This is a genomic window from Mesobacillus sp. S13 (assembly GCF_020422885.1).
Classification (GTDB): Bacteria; Bacillota; Bacilli; order Bacillales; family Cytobacillaceae; genus Mesobacillus; species Mesobacillus selenatarsenatis_A.
The window spans coordinates 2,299,423-2,315,570 of record NZ_CP084622.1 but is presented as its reverse complement, the minus strand read 5'-3'; the positions used below and the strand labels follow the sequence as shown (position 1 = coordinate 2,315,570).

Annotated in this window: 15 protein-coding genes and 1 pseudogene; 5 read left to right on the top strand and 11 right to left on the bottom strand. The window is 38.7% G+C overall.

The features are described from left to right. Positions 1–68: 68 nt before the first annotated feature. The 3 genes from LGO15_RS11820 to LGO15_RS11810 form a co-directional block, all read right to left on the bottom strand. Entirely contained in the window at positions 69–260 is a 192-nt protein-coding gene (locus LGO15_RS11820; protein WP_167830611.1) for a DUF4177 domain-containing protein, read from the bottom strand. 67 nt (positions 261–327) lie between these two features. Further along, entirely contained in the window at positions 328–879 is a 552-nt protein-coding gene (locus tag LGO15_RS11815) for a GNAT family N-acetyltransferase (RefSeq protein WP_226087720.1), read from the bottom strand. Positions 880–1,036: 157 nt separating this feature from the next. After that, complete coding sequence (locus LGO15_RS11810; RefSeq protein WP_226087719.1) at positions 1,037–2,170, bottom strand: M14 family zinc carboxypeptidase; 1,134 nt, start codon at positions 2,168–2,170, stop codon at positions 1,037–1,039. A gap of 967 nt (positions 2,171–3,137) precedes the next feature. Here LGO15_RS11810 and ggt point away from each other — a divergent pair. Then, positions 3,138–4,910 carry a gamma-glutamyltransferase gene (gene ggt / locus LGO15_RS11805; protein ID WP_226087718.1) on the top strand — a complete coding sequence of 591 codons (1,773 nt, stop codon included), beginning with the start codon at positions 3,138–3,140 and terminating at the stop codon, positions 4,908–4,910. A gap of 540 nt (positions 4,911–5,450) precedes the next feature. Here ggt and ftsZ read toward each other — a convergent pair. Then, positions 5,451–6,402, bottom strand: a pseudogene (gene ftsZ, locus LGO15_RS11800) (cell division protein FtsZ); the annotation flags it as partial. 646 nt (positions 6,403–7,048) lie between these two features. Here ftsZ and arr point away from each other — a divergent pair. Further along, the gene (gene arr, locus LGO15_RS11795) at positions 7,049–7,465 is read left to right on the top strand and encodes an NAD(+)--rifampin ADP-ribosyltransferase (protein WP_226087717.1); all 417 of its coding nucleotides are present in this window, start codon (positions 7,049–7,051) and stop codon (positions 7,463–7,465) included. 155 nt (positions 7,466–7,620) lie between these two features. Here arr and LGO15_RS11790 read toward each other — a convergent pair whose 3' ends face one another. The 7 genes from LGO15_RS11790 to LGO15_RS11760 form a co-directional block, all read right to left on the bottom strand. Beyond that, complete coding sequence (locus LGO15_RS11790; RefSeq protein WP_226087716.1) at positions 7,621–7,890, bottom strand: hypothetical protein; 270 nt, start codon at positions 7,888–7,890, stop codon at positions 7,621–7,623. Positions 7,891–8,009: 119 nt separating this feature from the next. Then, positions 8,010–8,198, bottom strand: a complete 189-nt coding sequence (locus LGO15_RS11785) for a PspC domain-containing protein (protein ID WP_167830605.1) — start codon at positions 8,196–8,198, stop codon at positions 8,010–8,012. Between the two features lie 147 nt (positions 8,199–8,345). After that, entirely contained in the window at positions 8,346–8,912 is a 567-nt protein-coding gene (locus tag LGO15_RS11780; RefSeq protein WP_226087715.1) for a GNAT family N-acetyltransferase, read from the bottom strand. Positions 8,913–9,096: 184 nt separating this feature from the next. Then, on the bottom strand, positions 9,097–9,867 hold the full coding sequence (locus LGO15_RS11775) for an alpha/beta hydrolase family protein (RefSeq protein WP_226087714.1): 771 nt from the start codon (positions 9,865–9,867) through the stop codon (positions 9,097–9,099). Positions 9,868–10,346: 479 nt separating this feature from the next. Continuing rightward, entirely contained in the window at positions 10,347–10,949 is a 603-nt protein-coding gene (locus LGO15_RS11770; protein WP_226087713.1) for an alpha/beta family hydrolase, read from the bottom strand. 117 nt (positions 10,950–11,066) lie between these two features. Continuing rightward, positions 11,067–11,543, bottom strand: coding sequence for a GNAT family N-acetyltransferase (locus tag LGO15_RS11765; RefSeq protein WP_226087712.1), 477 nt, complete (start codon positions 11,541–11,543; stop codon positions 11,067–11,069). Between the two features lie 869 nt (positions 11,544–12,412). After that, positions 12,413–12,835 carry a nucleoside 2-deoxyribosyltransferase gene (locus LGO15_RS11760; RefSeq protein WP_226087711.1) on the bottom strand — a complete coding sequence of 141 codons (423 nt, stop codon included), beginning with the start codon at positions 12,833–12,835 and terminating at the stop codon, positions 12,413–12,415. Between the two features lie 145 nt (positions 12,836–12,980). On the opposite strand from LGO15_RS11760, the gene LGO15_RS11755 reads away from it, so the two are divergent. The 3 genes from LGO15_RS11755 (at position 12,981) to LGO15_RS11745 (ending at position 16,148) form a co-directional block, all read left to right on the top strand. Then, the gene (locus tag LGO15_RS11755; RefSeq protein ID WP_226087710.1) at positions 12,981–14,012 is read left to right on the top strand and encodes an ArsR/SmtB family transcription factor; all 1,032 of its coding nucleotides are present in this window, start codon (positions 12,981–12,983) and stop codon (positions 14,010–14,012) included. Between the two features lie 376 nt (positions 14,013–14,388). Then, positions 14,389–15,369: an ABC transporter ATP-binding protein gene (locus tag LGO15_RS11750; protein WP_226087709.1), complete on the top strand. Its 981-nt coding sequence runs from the start codon at positions 14,389–14,391 to the stop codon at positions 15,367–15,369. Then, positions 15,366–16,148, top strand: coding sequence for an ABC transporter permease (locus tag LGO15_RS11745; RefSeq protein WP_167830596.1), 783 nt, complete (start codon positions 15,366–15,368; stop codon positions 16,146–16,148). The genes LGO15_RS11750 and LGO15_RS11745 overlap by 4 nt, the downstream gene beginning before the upstream one ends.

Here is a 16,148-nt window from a genome sequence, read left to right as displayed (position 1 = left end):
AAAACGGCATACGTCAATTACGTATGCCATTTCAAGTATTGATTTATCGTGAGTCTCTCAAGTTAGTTTCAAGTCTCACCCTGAATCGGTCTTTCAAAGATAATCTCGTATGAAGTAGGTTTTCCGTGGCCATTGTACGCTAAAGGCAAAACTTGTACCAATCTCCAGCCCTCAGCTGCATACTCACTGATGGTTTCCCTGTGTGTTGCGGAAGAGAAAAATCCTCCGAGTGAAGTTTCTACAAATTGATATTCGAACATTCATTACACCTCCAAGTCAGTTATGGTTATCTACGTTTCAGGGATGAAAACAGTTCCAATATTTTTCCTAAATAACCATTTTGCTGTAAAATTCATTCTTAAGAATGCTCATTCTTAATCGGTCTACAAATTCACCGTTTCTTAATCTGTCTTGTCTCAGAATTCCTTCTTCTATGTAACCCATTTTCTTGTAAGATTTAATGGCTTTCTCATTATCAATCTCAACTCTAAGCCATATCTTATTTAACTCTAATTCATTAAATCCCCATAATAGCATTTGATTCATCGCGGATAAGCCATACCCTTTACCCCAGTAACTTTTATCGCCTATCGCAATACCCAATTCTGCATGCTTGTTTAACTTATCTATATTCTTTAGATCAATCCAGCCGATATGCGTACCATCTGCGGTCATGATTGCTTTTTGTTCATAGCCGTTTGTTTTGGCAATACACAGCTTTATCCAGTTTTGTGTCTCTTCCCTGCTGAAGGGAGGATATTTTTCTGGCATATTTAGATGTTTCGTTACTTCTTTGTCAAGACACCATTTATATCGATCCTCTGAATCCTGTAAAGTTAACTCCCTTAAAACCACCTTTGGCAATAACGTTGTTTCCATTCAACTTCCTCCTAAACAACTTCCTATTAAAAATATTCTGTCATTCTATTATAATTGTTTTTTTACTTAAAATACCGAATCATTCTATCAATTTGCTCCATCCCAAAAAATATTCCACAAAAAGAGAGTGTCTAGGAACGACACTCTCAAAAATGTATTAATATCCGCTATTTGCTCCTGCAGGCACGACCCCATTGTAATCTGTAAAGTAGCCAGCCAGAGGATAATACGGAATGTTATACCAGTCATCTGGGTTCACTTTCTCGACTTCACCGGTCACATATCCGTGTACCAATGATTTCAATGCCAGGTAATTTTGCTTTGTCAGGTAGCCATTCGACTTTTGGCCCAGGCTGCCATCAGAAGAATTTCCTTTCGTTTCAAAAAATACTGCTGGATGGCTATGACCTTCTGGGTTCAGGTTATTATAATTCAGCCCCATCATCATCGCTGAAACAACACCGCCCCTAATATCGATATCGTATCCAATGCCTGCTTCTCTATCTACTCCGACTTGGTAACGGTCAATATGGGTGTACCCGTAGTCTTTTAACTCATCATAAACATATGCCATCATTTGCTTGGTGATCTCGTTATAGCCGGTACCAGGCAATGTTGGACCATCTGGAGCAAGTGAGATTCCAAGCGAGAAAGACGTGGATTCGTTCGTGCCATAAACTTGTTTGAACCCCTGATGGTGAAGGTCGATGGCAAAATCAGGGTTTACCTCCGCCCAGTAGGCATAAACCACTCGAGATTCCACTGCTTCAAAACCTGCTGACGTCCAATCACGGTTTAGATCAATCAATTTACCGCTATTCGTAAGTTTGGTTTGGCGAAGGTTCATTTCTGCTCCATCCGGATTGTACATTGGGATGAAATAAAGCGTCGACTCTTCCAGAACCTGCTCAACATCCTTCTCTCCGCTTTTTGCATAAGTCTTTAAAAGCTGGAGTGCAGCTTCGGTAACCAGTTTCTCGTTACCGTGGATTTGCGCTTGAATCCAAATTTTCTGAGGGCCTGTCCCAACTTTAGCGACATAAATGCTTCGGCCTTGTTCTGATCTTCCATACTGGTCAAGTGTAAATACATCGACCTTTCCTTTACTGGATCTCTCAATGTCTTCAAGGATCTTGACAACTTCCTGGTAAGATAGGGTGCTGTTAATGTTCGTATTGCCGTTAGTGGATGGCCCCCCAGGCAGCAGTGCTGCATATGTTGCCGAGCTGAATGCAACCATGAGGATCAGTAAAGCCGATGTCATTTTTATTAACCTCTTAAACGATTTCATTTATGTACCCCTTCCGTAAAAAGTTGTCGCCCTCTTAATATCTCCCCTCCTTTTTACACCTTTCGGGACGCTAAATAAATGATAGTTTAAGTTAGCACTACTTTAATAGTGTAAAAAGAATGAATATTTAGACAATATAAGACAAGATTCTATTTAGCCTTTTTACCTACTAATCATTCATATATAATGGCTAACTGGGTGCTACCACTTAGCATACTTACATACGTCATAGTAAAAATGATTCATCGGTAAGAGGACCAAAAAATAATGTGCAGATAAAACGTTGGAGAAGGAAATTACCATCACATTACAGAGGATATTGTGCGGATAAAACGCCCGGGAAGGAATTTATCGTCACATTAATGAAGATATTGTGCGGATAAAACGCCTAAGAAGAATTTTATCGTCACATTAATAAAGATATTGTGCGGATAAAACGCTCCAGAAAGAATCTATCGTAACATTAAAGAAGATAATGTGCGGATAAAACGGCCAAGAAGGATTTTATCGTCACATTAATAAAGATATTGTGCGGATAAAACGCTCCAGAAAGAATCTATCGTAACATTAAAGAAGATAATGTGCGGATAAACCGATCCACAAGTAAATGATCTTCACATTACAGAGGATATTGTGCAGATAAAACGCCCAAGAAGGATTTTATCGTCACATTAATAAAGATAATGTGACGATAAAAGGCCCGGTAAAGAATTTATCCGCACATTTTATAATGCTAAAACAAGACACTCCACATTCTATTTATCAATAATTTTATCAACTAGATTTAAATAGATTACAGAATCTATCAATCTTTAGTCTCATCCAACACAATGACTTTTTTACTGTCTTTCTCAGATCTGCTAGGATAATAGATTTAAAATTAGGAAAATTCAGCAAATAATTTGCTATCAAACTCTCTTTTCCCCTACCATGAGGATGATTCCAAATTTAAACAGGAGGTATTCTTATGACAAGATTCTTACGTACCGGGCTATTTGCTCTGCTAAGTGTGCTGTTGCTCGCAGGTACCATGCCTGCAGCAGGACTGGCAAAAAAAACGGAATTCAGCTATGACCAGTACAGCCAGGTTGACGTCGGCAAGGATGGTATGGTTGCAACCGCCCACCCTCTCGCATCCGAGATTGGGGCTGAAGTCCTTCGCAAAGGCGGAAATGCGATTGATGCAGCTGTCGCCATCCAGTTTGCACTGAATGTAGTGGAACCCATGATGTCCGGAATCGGCGGCGGCGGTTTCATGATGGTTTATGACGGAAAAACAAACGAAACTAAGATCGTGAACAGTCGTGAACGTGCTCCTGAAGGCGCGACTCCAGATATGTTCCTGGATGAGAACGGAGATCCCATTCCTTTCTCCGTCCGGTCAACAGGAGGTACTGCTGTGGGAGTTCCGGGTACCCTGAAGGGGCTTGAAACAGCACTTGAAATGTGGGGAACTCGCCCACTGCAACAACTGATTGGCCCTGCTGTTAAACTCGCTGATAAAGGGTTCCCGATAGACTCTGTTCTTGCAGATGCGATTTCCGATAATCAGGACAAGTTATCAAAATCTGCAGCAAGTCAAGTCTTCCTCCCTAGCGGACAGCCGCTTCAAGAAGGAGATGTTCTTGTTCAGGACGATTTGGCTAAAACCTTTAAGCTGATTCGCTCAAAAGGTACGGACGCATTTTATAAAGGAGAAATCGCTGAAGCAATTGCTGATGTTGTCCAGGAATTCGGAGGTTCTATGTTCTCAGAGGATTTGGAAAAGTATGATGTAACAGTGGATGAGCCTGTTTGGGGAGACTATCAAGGATACGAAATTGCCAGCATGCCTCCACCAAGCTCAGGCGGTGTCTTCCTTTTGCAAATGCTGAAAATACTTGATGATTTCAATTTGTCACAGTATGATGTTAGATCTCCAGAAAAATATCACCTTCTTTCCGAGGCCATGCATTTAGCCTACGCGGACCGAGCTGCATACGCTGGAGATCCTGAATTTGTCAATGTACCTGTGAATGGACTTCTCCACTCTGATTACATCAAGGAGCGCCAGGAACTGATCAGTCTGGATTCAGTCAATCAGAATCCAACAGCCGGCGACCCTTGGAAGTATGAAGATACCGAAGCAAACTATTCACCGACTAGTCAGCCAAATGATCGGAAATATGGAGAAACGACCCATTTTTCTGTAACAGACAAATGGGGAAATGTCGTCTCCTACACAACAACCATTGAACAGGTTTTTGGAACAGGCATCATGGTCCCTGGTTATGGCTTCATGCTGAACAATGAATTGACCGACTTCGATGCAGTCCCTGGCGGCGCGAATGAAGTGCAGCCAAACAAGCGCCCATTGAGCAGCATGACACCGACCATCGTTTTCGATAACGAGGGTGAACCAGTCTTAACCGTTGGCTCTCCTGGAGGCCCGACCATTATTACTTCAGTACTGCAAACCATAATCCATGCGATTGAGTACGATATGGAACTCAAGCTAGCAGTCGAAGAGCCAAGAATCTACACCCACAATCTAAATTCTTACCGTTATGAAGAAGGTATTAGCACTGATACTCTAAACCAACTGAATGCGATGGGCCATAAGTTCGGTCCGAGTCCTACGACCATCGGCAATGTACAAAGCATTTTGATTGACCGCGAGAACGGAATCTTCAAGGGAGTCGCCGACTCGAGCCGAAATGGTGCAGCAATCGGGATCGACCTTAAAGGCAAACGAAAATAATTTAAGAGACAGGTGCGGGGTTTCTTAATGAATTCTCTCGCATGCTTAAAATTTGCAAGCAAAATAGACCATTGAATAAAACAATATTCAATGGTCTATTTTTATTGATTTGTTCCTCCTCTTAAGAGCAAGCACTGCCGATTCGGTTCTTTGGCGGTTATCGCCTTCTGCTTCGCTTTCTCAAGAACGATGGAATTTCAAGTGAGTCGTCTGACTGCTGAGTATCTCGTTCGTAATTGGCAGGCTCCTCGTAGGTATGCTGCTTGCTGTAATTACGGGATTGGCTGTAGCTATCGGATGGATTGAAATTGCCATACTGGCTGTAGCGATCAGACTGGCCATAGTGATCAGAGTTAGCGTTGCTGTCAGACTGGTCGAAGCTGGCGGACTGGCTGTACCTGCTGGACTGGCCATAATTCCCTGATTCTGCATAGGCAACAGTTTCTCGCTGTCTTGAGTGAGAATGATACTGTTCTCGGGAATTGGCAATCATGTCTCCAGGACGGCGCGATCTGTTCGAAGGTGGTGCTTCATCCTCATCATGATCGAAGCCGGTAGCTATCACGGTCACCATGATCTCATTTTTCAGGTTTTCATTAATGACTGACCCAAAAATCATGTTTAATTGGTCGTCAGTTGCAGCCGCCACAATATCGGCCGCTTCCTGGACTTCATACAAACTGAGGTTCACCCCGCCAGTGATGTTCATCAGCACTCCTTTTGCGCCATTGATACTCGTTTCAAGCAATGGTGAAGAGATGGCCTTTTTGGCAGCTTCGGCAGCACGGTCATCGCCAGAAGCCACTCCAATGCCCATAAGCGCCGTTCCATTATGGGACATGATCGTTTTTACGTCAGCAAAGTCAAGGTTGATCAAGCCTGGTACGGCGATCAAGTCGGAAATGCCCTGGACACCCTGCCTAAGGACATTGTCCGCCTCACGGAAAGCTTCAATCATCGGCGTTTTCCGATCGACGATTGCCAGCAATCGCTCGTTTGGAATGATGATTAACGTATTAACAGCTTTCTTCATTTCTTCGATTCCGGAAGCCGCATTTTGTGCCCGTTTCCGGCCTTCAAAAGAGAACGGACGAGTCACGACTCCAATAGTTAGTGCGCCAAGTTCGCGTGCAATATGGGCTATCTCCGGAGCAGCTCCAGTTCCTGTTCCGCCGCCCATTCCGGCCGTTACGAACACCATGTCCGCACCCTCCAGCGCATCCCTAATCTGCTTTCTGCTTTCCTCGACAGCCTTTCTGCCGATTTCCGGATTGGCACCGGCCCCCAATCCCCTGGTCAGCGAACCGCCAATCTGCATCGTGATCTCCGCTTTTGACATATTGAGAGCCTGCGCATCTGTATTCACAGAAATGAACTCCACTCCCTGCACCCCGTCCTCAATCATCCGGTTAACGGCATTATTTCCGCCGCCCCCTACACCTATTACTTTTATAGTAGCAAATTGATCGATATTAGTATCAAATTCTAGCATATATAGTCCCCCTAATTAGCTTCTGAAATTGCCCCGATTTTTCTCTGTACCTATAGACTTCGCCACCGGCTTAGCAATTCCGTCTTTTCCTGGGATTTGTTAAAGAAATGTAATTCTACAGTAATAAAGTGTCATATCTCTTGGAGTGTATGGAAGCGAGCTTTTAGGTGTTTAAGTACATTACCTGCGATATCCGGAATAAAGAAGTTCATTATTAAAATTGCTACTTTTCGGAGGCTCTGGTTTTTTTCTAAACAGTTAATCCAATTAGTTATACTCCACATCACCTATTGTTTTGGCGTCTCAGCAGCTTTAATTTTTCTTTATGTAATTCATTTTCGTTTTTCACTAATCTTATTACTATATATATCATCATCCACTGATTTTTTTATTGAAAAAGGTGGTTAATCCATGTGGATCAACGCACCTTTATACTTCATATCACTATATAAGCAATAGTCAAAAATCAGCAACATTCGCAAATGGTAAAGCTAAATTAAAATTTGAATTGGAATAAATAGTGTTCAATATCATTCTCTCTAATTACATTATACAACTATTTACAATTAATATATAGACTACTCTTTTTGTAATTCCAATAATATACTGATATACACAAATCGAAAAATTTAAGAGGTGCATCAATTTGAATGATAAGAAAGATGTCTTAGATAATGGTCCATTTTTTCATGGTACTAAAGCCGAATTAAAAATTGGAGATTTATTAGAACCACAACACCTATCAAATTACCAAGATAAAAAATCAAACTATATATACTTTACTGCAACATTGGATGCTGCTAAATGGGGTGCTGAATTAGCAGTCTCTAAATCAAAAGAAAGAATTTACGTTGTAGAACCATTAGGCGAATTTGAAAATGATCCGAATTTAACTGACAAAAAATTCCCTGGAAACCCAACACGTTCTTATAGATCTAAATCTCCTTTGAAGATAGTGGCAGAATTAAGTTCGTGGGAAAGACATTCCGATGAGGAAATAAATCATATGCTTACATTCTTAAAAAAAGTACGTGAACAAGGAAAAGCTGTAATATACGATTAATTTATAAAACCCCAATTTCAGGTAACTTTCCTTCTTTGGCTCTTGCAAATATAAGTGTGCAAGAGCCGGATTTTACTTTGCCAAGTTTATCAAAGACCTGTCTCTTTAGTAGAGTTAAAAAAGTCGCCATGAAAGGGGCGAATCGGATATGGTTACTACTTTGAATGACAATAATCCACCTTATCTTTATCTAAAACTTTACCAGTATCCTTCTCAACAATGATCCGAAACCCCTTGCAATTGCGTGTATCCCGTTCATCGATTATATTCACAACATAATTTTCTGCTATTTCTTTCACATTCTTCATCTCATAAGGCGTCAAATGCAACTTAACTGGATGTGTCCAATAGCCAGCAAGGTATCGCTGAGATATTGTAATCGCTAATTGTTCATTAACAGGTAATTCAGAAGGACCAAGATCCAAGGTTCGAGCATCGTGATAAAGGAAAATACCTATTATTATGCTAATCAAAAGTATCGTTACTAATCTCCGTCTTTTAAAAGATATTTCCCTTTCGAAATTAATGAAATTAAACACATCATTCAATACAATGACTGGGGACTATCAGCCATCGTATTAACAAGAATTAAATAGATTAATATATTAAAACCGGGTAACAAAATGAATATCAGTCTTACTGCCAAAGAAGATATCCCAAAATACTCAGCAATACCTCCACAAACCCCACTTATAGACTTATCTGTTGAAGATTTTTTTAACTTATTCTTCATTTTAATTCCCCCTATTGTCAAAACCTACCTTAATTAAATAATACCATAAATAACCAATGGCGATTTTCATTTTCTTTACCTTCTGTAATAACGGGTATACAGTCACATTTAAAAAAACTGCCATATGGCAGCCAATTCATTCGGATTTCATCCTTCATTTTCGGGTTTGTTAATGAATTCTTTGCTTAACATAGCGAATAGATAGTGGTCCCTCCATTGTCCTTTTATCTTTAAGTTCTTCATAAAATGGCCTTCTTGCCGGAAACCTATTTTGCTTAAAAGCTTGATAGAGCCCGTATTTTCTGCATCGCAGACGGCATATATCCTATGGACATCCATGGTATTAAACCCAAAATCTAATAAGCCTTTAACAATTTCTATCCCGTAACCTTGTTTCCAGTAGTTTGAATTAATGAAATATCCGATTTCAACTGTTTTAAAATCCTGATCTCTAACCATAAACAAAGCATTTCCGATGACTTTTTTAGTGCCTTTTATTTCGACGGCTAAAACATGAAGTTTTCTGTTTTCCTCATTTTGAAAAGCGATTTGCTTTCTAAGGCTCTGTAAAGTTTGCTCTCTACTATTTGGACCCCAAGTTAAATATTTCACTACTTGTGGATCTGACTTAAATTCATGAATATCTTCAAAATCATCTTCATCAAGTTCTCTAAGGATTAACCTTTTAGTTTCAACAGCAGTGATTCCAGTCATATATATCTCCTCACAAAAATTCCATAAAAGCATTTCGTTTACTTACTCTAAGTTAATCCTTCATGGACCAACGCAACAGTAACTTCTTATAAAAGAACCTGCATTTTAAATTATTTCCTCTACAACTTGCCTTATCTTTCCTGCTATTTCACGCAACATTGGCTAATATCCTTCTTGAACTAATTCAGATAGAATCAACAACTATGTCCCAAGCAGATGAAGCTGGGTCAATGACCTTAAAATGTTCTATATCCGGCAGAACAACTAACTTCACCTTATCCCCTTTTTCCTGAGCGATTTGGTAATAATTAATGCTTAACTCTACTGGAACATGACGATCCAACTCACCATGTATTAAAACTTGCTCTACGCCAAATGGTAGTAACTCTATTGGAGAAGTCATTTTATAGCGTTTAGGAAATTCCTGTGGCGTCCCGCCTAGTAGTGCAGCTACAGGACTTTTAATTCCCTTTTGTTCGTGGATTTCCCACATGTTTGTTAAGTCAGTGACTCCTGCCAAACTTAATACTTTTTGAATACCTATAGCGAGTTCATTAAATTCATTATCCGTTTGCGACGCGTTAGTTCTTGAAGCTAACCAAAGGGCTAAATGGCCCCCCGCTGAATGACCCAAAACTGTTACTTTCGCAAGGTCGATACGATGCGACTCCTTAATAATAGTCAGATGGTTAATAGCGTCTATTACATCATTAAACGTGCTATTCCATCCTTCTAGTTCCTCACCTATTCTTCTATATTCGATATTCCAAGTTGCATAACCTCGCAGAGCTAAATCTTCAGCAATTGGGGTATTCTCTTCTAAGTTGTATTTAGATTGCCAAAACCCACCATGAATCAGGACAATTACCGGGCATGGTTCTGGACTTTCAGGCAAACGCAATACACCAAATTGTGATTGATGTTCCCCATAAAAAATATTAATTTTATTGAACATAAAAACTACCCCTATATTTTTTTATGGAATTGCCACACTTCCGTCATGAAAAGTGGCATTCTTAATTTTAACTCTTTAAGCTAACCTGAATTGTATCAATAACAACACAATTTGTTCGTGCATTAACCAGAATCCTTGACTCAAGCTTTGAGGTAGAGCAAGTTGATTGTAAAAACTAAGTTTTCAAGTGAAAAAGACAACAAGTTTTAAGCTGATTTTTATTATTGATTTTTTTATTGGCGGTTTTCACAAATTTATTGGCGATTTTCAAGTTTTTTTGGAGAAAAAAATTATTTATTGGCGATTTCAACCTGTTTTTTGGCGAAAATCAAAATGTATTGGCGAACTGGAAATTCCGAGTGTTTTTTTTCCAGTTCAGGCTCGGGTTTCTTCCCGCATATTTTCTTCCAGTTAAGGTCTCGGCTTTTTGTATATCTCTTTTCGAGTCCTTAAATAGATATTTCTTATTCGATCTCCCGCTAGTTAAAATTGTTAATATCAGAAATGACACTTTTTAAAATTTCAATAGACATAAATGGATCTTCTTCAAGCTCTAAACTGTGATCCCCGCCCTCAATCACTTTTAAGGTAAGATTTTGATTATTTTTCAACTTTTCATAGCGTTCCACTATAAAGCAATGACTATCTTTTTCTCCAAAAATGCAAAGCCCTTTTTGATCTTTAGTAACCATTGCGTTAAATACATCATCATTTTGCAGCAATGGAGTCAACCATACCAATTTGGCATCATTAAACATTGGGTGATCGAGCAGGCATCTTAAAACTTTTGTTCCAATCGACTTAGCCACTATATATAAGTTGCTGTATTTTTTTTCATGGATTGCGGTGTCTATCACAAGTTGTACATCTGTTGCTAGATCCCTTTCATTTAGTGAGGAAATCTCTACCCTGTTAAATGAATAATTAATATGCAATACATCAAAGCCTTTATTGTAAAATAAACTAGTTGTATAGTATAACAACGGAGCTTGGGTTGAATAACCAGCCCCTGGTAAGACAATAACCAGGTTATCTGTTCCTTCTTTTTGTTCAATCAACCTAAAAGGGATGCTTTTACTCATTTTCTCACTACTCTCTTAAATTCTTCTTTTATCCAAGTTGGATACAGCACTTTGAGCACTTCATCCAGAAGTAATTCAACATAAAAGGCGTCAATCCTTCCTGGATAAACGCCCTCTTTAGTCTAATCGTTTTTTTAACTCAATTTCATCCCTTATTGGAATACCATCATTACCGACCAGAGGAATTTCCGGTTTTAACTTTCTCGCTTTCTCTACTGCATTATTAATCACTTTGGAAATGACAAAACCTCGTTTTTGATAAAACTTCAGTGCTAATAGATTATCGTTTGTTGTTATAAGTTTTATGAGTGTACATTTTTTCTCTAAAGCTATGTTTTCTACTTCTTTAACAAGCGATGTACCTATACCCTTGCCTTCTTCCGTACTGTCTAATGATATAATTTCGCATTCGGCATCTATAATGACATAGGTAACAAGACCAATGATGTTGTTTTCTTTTACAATGGCAAAACCATCTAATGTACTGCAATCATAAACGCCGCTTGAGATCACCATTTCTGGAGATCCCCAATGCAACTTAAAAAAATCTATTATTTTATTTTTTGGTAAATCTTCAGTTTTGTAAGTTTTCATGACTTCCCCGTGCCGCCAATATTCTTAACACCGATCTTTGTTTTCACTTTTTATCTTTTGATTCCTAATAAAACCATAAGTCGCCATTCCACTTAGGAACAAGAATAGGACTGTAAAAACTATTCCATAACCTATCTCTTGATTAGCAAATTTCTGATAGGCATATAGTGCCATTGTAATAGAGCTAAGGATTAACGATAAAATAATGAATGGCTGCGTCCTCACTTTTTCCAAGGACTTAACTCCTTCCTGCATCTTCTCTAATTTTCAAATATTGAAGCAAGACTGCATTGACTAAAAGGAATCCAGCCGACAGTATAGCAAGCTTTGTGCCCAGGAAGAATGAGAGAATCGCAGATAACAAGGCACCAAACAAAAACAGTTTACTTAATGGACTATTGATTTTAACCTACCCCTTTAAAAAAGTATTTCCCCTAGTAATCGGAAGGAATTGCATTACTTAAGTAAACCAAATATCCAAACGATCAAATACATTGGGATTGCTACGATCACAACCCCTGCCAGAAAATAGCTAAGCGACTTTAAAATAAATTTAAAAACGTCATATATTGACCCCGCTAAGTCATCAATAAATCTCAAAAATAATCACCACTTCCAGTTTTTACTTAAGAAGTCAAAGCTTAACCTACTTACAGCTATAGAAAGCGCAACCCATGTTAAGCCTGAGAAGATGGCTAAAGGTATTGCTTCTGCAGTCATAAACTCAGGAATTAGATTTGAAAAAATGGTTTTGAAAAATAAAAATGTAGAGAACAAGGCGACGAACGCTAATAAACCCAATAAAAATAAAGATAGTTTCTTTGTCAATCTGGTCATCTTCCTTTCTTTCAGCTGTAAACCCCTAACTATCACACCTTGTGATTTATAGGCAATTGAGTAATAATCTTATCTACCAATTCATCCAGTGTTCCATAACATTTCTCAACTTCTGGTAAATGATAAAATGTACTGGTTGTTTCAACATGATCAATTGCTCTGTCTGGTGAGTATAGAAAGATCTTCTTACCCAACCCCAGAGCGATTCCTAATTCTATATGAGTTCCTTTTCCACCTGGGAGTATAACTACGATAAAATCAGATTCTTTGACGGCGTTTTTCTCGTGTTGGCCGATCACTTTTAAATCTTCCAGTAGTAACGTATTTCCTTCCCTTGCTTTGACATTTTTCGTCCAATCATATGTATACATATATCCTTGATGTACTAATTGTTTCGACACATACATCACAGCATCCATGTTTCGAAAACTCGATGCAAAGTAAAATTTATTCATACTCTTCTCCCTTTTAAATAAATCCCTAACTACAAATATTCAATAAATAGGGCTGGAATCCTCCTAGGAACTAAGCACTTCATATTCAAGTTTCTTTTATTAGATGATTGCCTTATAATAAACATGTATGAAAAGAGGTGCTGATATGTCATTGGAGTGGGACAGCCGCTCAAAAGCAGATGAAGTCGTAGTAGAGCATTTTCACTCATCTGCTGTGGAATTTATTGCTTTTACATCGTCTTTACTTGATTCAAGAAAAGATAAGGACCGCTTATATGGTCAACTACTCAAGGAACTGGATAAAAACTCCGCAGAATTTCTGGATTTTTGGAATACAAGAACCGATTGGAGTTTCACCTTTCTGTTTAACTTCCTTCTTCCTTGTCCTTATTTTCATGATGTAGAACTGTTTCTTGAAAAGATATCTACTCTTAGTGATTCTGATTTTTTGTATCATTTTTTTGGCGAGTCTATTTCAAAAAAGCAAATTATAGAATTGATCAAGGATACAGAGAAGCTTAAATCTGCCGAGGATACGATCTGGTGGGAAACCGATGAAAAAAAAGCAGCGATGCATTATGTCCTGAAAAACCTGCCTGATTTCAGAAATAGCTTTATCTCTCTTTTATTAGATGTTTATCAATCCCGGACATCCAAAAATGAACTTACAACAATAAGCAACGTTGCACAGGAATCCATTGATAAAGTTAAATCCATCGACATGGAACCTTTAGCCTTAGCTCAATACATAATGGGAAAAACGTTCAGGCGAACAAGTATGTATCAAATGTATTACTACATTCCATCCTACTTCTTTACTGATAATCGAATCAGGATATTCGATACTAAGACATGTATCATCATTTATGGAGTTGATGCGCCACTTGTCGATTATCGAAAAAAAAGCGCCGAACTGGAATTGCAATTAAAAGCATTATCCGACCGGAATCGAATCCTTATTTTACGAATGCTTGCCCGGAATAAGGAATACGGGGCCAAAATCGCGGAGTACCTTGGCATTACAACGGCAACCGTGTCGCACCACCTGGAACTGTTAAAAAAAGCAGGTTTTGTAAAAGAAGAAAAAGTCGGGACGATTAAGTATTTTTCCTATAACCAAGAACATGCAGATGCTACCCTAAAACAATTGCAAGATTTCATTAACCCCAAATTGTAGTCTAATCCAAAAAAAGGATTAGACTTTTTTTTATAAGATCCGTAATAACTGAATGTTAATGGCACTGTGTTTGAAAAATAAACGGAAGAATTCCGCTTAAATTAAACATGGCCATCATTTTCTTAAAAATAAGGGTTGTTTTTCCGCTTATTTAAATAAAATCATTAGTTTTTGTCTTATTTATAGCCGTTAACCGGAACATCTCCGCCTATTTCCGCGACATTGGCACCCTCTAAAGACAATAGCCGGAAATTCTCCGCTTAAAATTCTCATGCCAACACAAAAACCAATAGTAAATACTAAAAATGGTTGACTTTACCAAACTTAGTAATATAATCATCTTATAAGATAATCATCTAACATTGGAGGTCAGGACATGATTGGTAATGTAATCGAAGTTTCAAATGTTACTCGATCCTACACAACGGATGTAGGGCTATTCAAAAAGGAAAAAAAGAAGGTTGATGCACTAAAGGGGATTACTTTTTCAGTAAAAAAAGGGGAAATCTTCGGCTTGCTGGGCCCGAATGGTGCCGGTAAGACAACGATGATAAAAATATTGTCTACCATGCTGATCCCCCATTCAGGTAAAGTTTCCATTTTAGGACTTGATCCGGCATCTGATTACCGATTTTTGAGGCCGAAGATCAATTTTATTTTGGGAGGAGAACGGAACTTATACTGGCGGTTATCGGCTTATGACAACCTTTCGTATTTTGCCGACCTTTATAAAATTCCTAAATCTATCAAGAAAAGGAGAATAGAAGATTTACTAAAGCTCGTTGGTCTTCATGATGTGGCCCATCAAAAAGTGGAGACATTCTCAAAAGGAATGAAGCAGCGATTACAAATTGCGAGAGGCCTTGTGAACAATCCGGAAATTTTGTTTCTTGACGAGCCTTCAATTGGACTGGATCCTGTTAGCGCGCGGCAACTTCGCGAGACTTTGCGCAAATTAAATGAACAAGGCACAACCATTTTGCTAACAACCCATTACATGTATGAAGCTGACGAGCTATGTGACCGCATTGCTTTTATTAATAAAGGAGAAATAATCGACATAGATTCTCCTTCCAACCTGAAGAAAAAGATGGATAACCTGTCGATTATCGACTGCTCGGTGATGGGCGCATCATCAGCCCAAATTGAAACAATAAAGAATCTTAAAAGCATTCACCATATACAAGTTGACCGACAGGATTTCGCCTTCACATTAAGGATTCAGACAGCAGAGCCACAACTTGTCGTGCCATTCATCTATGATTCAATGAAAAACTCTATGATTACCAATTTAACGATTTCAAATCCAACCCTTGAGGATGTATATGTTAGAACGATTGGAGAGAATGCTTCATGAATTTAGCTGCCTCCCTTCTTCATACCATCCTTGTCCATATGAAACTATCCATTGCACGGCCGATGTTTAAGTTCATCATCTGGATTTCACCGCTTTTTTATTCAACATTGGCGATCTTTATATACGGAAAAGACTCAACAGAAACTTTATTTCATTATGTCGTATTGGGCTCCGGATTCATGGCCCTCTGGTCTTCGATCGTTTTTTCATCTGCCAGTGATGTGAACAGAGAACGATTTTATGGGACTCTCGAAATCATTTTTATCTCGCCAGTTCCTTTCGCGGTCACCCTGATTGGAAAAATCATTGCGAATACATTATGGGGACTTATTTCAATGATTTTGTCTTTCGTCTATTTAAAATTCGTCTTCCAGTTAGATCTTGTTTTTTATCATCCCTGGTACTTTTTATCATCACTACTAATCGTCCTGTTGTCGCTGGCTGTTTTCTCTTTCTTTCTTGCGCTCGCTTTTACACTTTCCAGACAAGCTGAAGCATTGATGAATTTCATTGAATATCCTATTTATCTAATATGTGGCTTTTTATTTCCGATTGCGTACTTGCCTGCGTGGGTTCAAGGCATCTCCTACATCCTTCCTCCCACCTGGGCAATCCAACTTTTACGGAATGTGACGACTGAAACGCTGTCATTCCAATCAGTACTGGTGTCTTTTTCAGTCCTTGTCTCTCTCACATTGTTGTATATTCTAATTGGGGTGTATTTCTATCGTTTAATGGATAAAAAAGCTAGATTTCATGGCAAATTGGGAGTGTATTAA

Coding starts and splice junctions, on each gene's coding strand:
- LGO15_RS11815 (WP_226087720.1), bottom strand. CDS start 879: ATGGAAACAACGTTATTGCCAAAGGTGGTTTTAAGGGAGTTAACTTTA.
- LGO15_RS11780 (WP_226087715.1), bottom strand. CDS start 8,912: ATGACTGGAATCACTGCTGTTGAAACTAAAAGGTTAATCCTTAGAGAA.
- LGO15_RS11770 (WP_226087713.1), bottom strand. CDS start 10,949: ATGAGTAAAAGCATCCCTTTTAGGTTGATTGAACAAAAAGAAGGAACA.
- LGO15_RS11750 (WP_226087709.1), top strand. CDS start 14,389: ATGATTGGTAATGTAATCGAAGTTTCAAATGTTACTCGATCCTACACA.
- LGO15_RS11760 (WP_226087711.1), bottom strand. CDS start 12,835: ATGAATAAATTTTACTTTGCATCGAGTTTTCGAAACATGGATGCTGTG.
- LGO15_RS11810 (WP_226087719.1), bottom strand. CDS start 2,170: ATGAAATCGTTTAAGAGGTTAATAAAAATGACATCGGCTTTACTGATC.
- LGO15_RS11745 (WP_167830596.1), top strand. CDS start 15,366: ATGAATTTAGCTGCCTCCCTTCTTCATACCATCCTTGTCCATATGAAA.
- ggt (WP_226087718.1), top strand. CDS start 3,138: ATGACAAGATTCTTACGTACCGGGCTATTTGCTCTGCTAAGTGTGCTG.
- LGO15_RS11820 (WP_167830611.1), bottom strand. CDS start 260: ATGTTCGAATATCAATTTGTAGAAACTTCACTCGGAGGATTTTTCTCT.
- LGO15_RS11765 (WP_226087712.1), bottom strand. CDS start 11,543: ATGAAAACTTACAAAACTGAAGATTTACCAAAAAATAAAATAATAGAT.
- LGO15_RS11775 (WP_226087714.1), bottom strand. CDS start 9,867: ATGTTCAATAAAATTAATATTTTTTATGGGGAACATCAATCACAATTT.
- LGO15_RS11755 (WP_226087710.1), top strand. CDS start 12,981: ATGTCATTGGAGTGGGACAGCCGCTCAAAAGCAGATGAAGTCGTAGTA.
- LGO15_RS11785 (WP_167830605.1), bottom strand. CDS start 8,198: ATGAAGAATAAGTTAAAAAAATCTTCAACAGATAAGTCTATAAGTGGG.